Here is a 1747-nt window from a genome sequence, read left to right as displayed (position 1 = left end):
GGCACGGACAGCGCGACCGAGCTCGTCAAGCATTTCGAGCGCTTCACACCCGAGGCCAAGTGGGACGTCAATCATTTTCGAATGGGCTTCGGCTCCGACACTACGACCGATGCGAAAGGCCGTGTCGGAATGGTCGTGGAAGGCGCATCGACGACGATAGAAGATGCGACCCGCGATCTCGCCCGGCGCGTGCGCGTGACGCAAGACGAGCTCATGAACAATATCGGCGACTCGTGGGCGCGGTTGCCGGCGAAGGTCAAAGCCGTGCTCACCTCGGTCGCGTATAACTATGGCACGCTGCCGAAGGATATCGCCGCCGCCGCGAAGACCGACAATATCGACGCGATCTCGGAGGCCATTGCCAAGCACGCGAGCGACAAGCCCTATACCAACGCCGGCCGCCCGGTGAATGAGCGCCGGCGCCTCGAAGAGGCTGCGATCGTCGCAAGCGTGAATGAAGAGCACGAAGCGCGGGCGAAGATTTCCGACGAGCTCCAAAAGCAGCGGGATATCCGCGCCGGGGGCTCGGCGATCGATAGGGCAGCGCTCGAAACCGCCCGCGAGGCGGCCAACGCCGGCCGGGATGAGGTCGCGGCGCGCGAACGTTCCGTTGCCGCGCTCGAGAAGCAACTGAACTTGACGAGTCGGAATATCGATCGTTCGAAGCTCGAAACGCAACTCGAGAATGAGCGGGCGGCGCTGCGGCAGGCTCGCGCGCAAAAGACGGCCGCCGACGCCAGTTTGAAAGCCGCCGGAACATTCCAAGGCACGGAGGAATGGGAAAAGTACAAGCTCGAGGCTGTTGACGCCCTGCAGGCGGTGACGAAGCGGGGGACAGCCGAATGGACTGCATTTGAGGAGCAAAAGACCAACATTTCGCGGCAGGCCGAAGACTATCGCGACGCGCTGGCCGAGAACGCGCTCGATCGTGAGCTGCAGTCCCGGCTCGCTGCGCTGAAAGCCGAGGAATCCCACATCAAGGCGGCAGGCGAGCGAAGAAATTTGACCGCGACCGAAGAAATTGCCGCCCTGCAATCGATCTCGGACCAACGCCTCGAAATTCAGAGAGCGCATTACGACAAGGTCGCGGCGCTTTATGACGGTGACAAGAAAAAGCTCGCCGAGGTCGAGTCGGAAAAGACACGCATCGTCGACCAAAACGCAGTCGAGCGCGCGAACATTCAGAAATCACTCGCTGCGAAGCAGGAAGCCGAGGGTAAGGCGTTCGCCGATAGCGTGGCCAGCATGTCCGGTTCCGTTTTGCGCGCTATGCAGGAACACACGTCGGCCGCCGACGCCCTACGCACGTCACTTCGGAACATACTGACGCAGGCGCTCGAGAATAACGTGCGCGTGCTGGCGCAGCTGATCGGCAATGCGACCGGCTTCGGCAGGGCGTTCGGTTCGGTCATGGACGGTAGCTTGGTGAAATCACAGCTCGCCGGCAAGGGCATTGCCGACGGACTGACGAAGCCGACCGAGGGGGTTGCGGATGGCCTGCAAAGCACAATGTCGAAGGCGTTTGAGAGCATAAAATCGATGTTCTCGAGCGTGCTCGACGGAATGGGCTCGCTGTTGCAGAACTTCCTGAATTCGGCCACCGGCTTCCTCGGCTCGATCTTCAAGGGCCTCGGGTTGATCGGCGGAAGCCTCGGCTCGGCGCTGCCTTCCTTCGACGCCGGGTCGTGGGCCGTCCCGTCCGGCGCCAACGTCGACGGCAAGGGCGGCTTTCCGGCGCTGATACATC

General features: G+C 62.2%; 1 protein-coding gene. It reads left to right on the top strand.

All coding sequences use genetic code 11. From position 1 onward, the window contains the following. Nucleotides 1-1747: hypothetical protein (locus A1351_RS25205; protein WP_198162241.1), on the top strand; the 1747-nt coding region annotated here is incomplete at both ends.

It is taken from the genome of Methylosinus sp. R-45379 (assembly GCF_001644125.1).
In the GTDB taxonomy this organism is placed as follows: Bacteria; Pseudomonadota; Alphaproteobacteria; order Rhizobiales; family Beijerinckiaceae; genus Methylosinus.
Note: the sequence above shows the minus strand (reverse complement) of the source record. Positions and strands in the feature narration are given on the sequence as shown.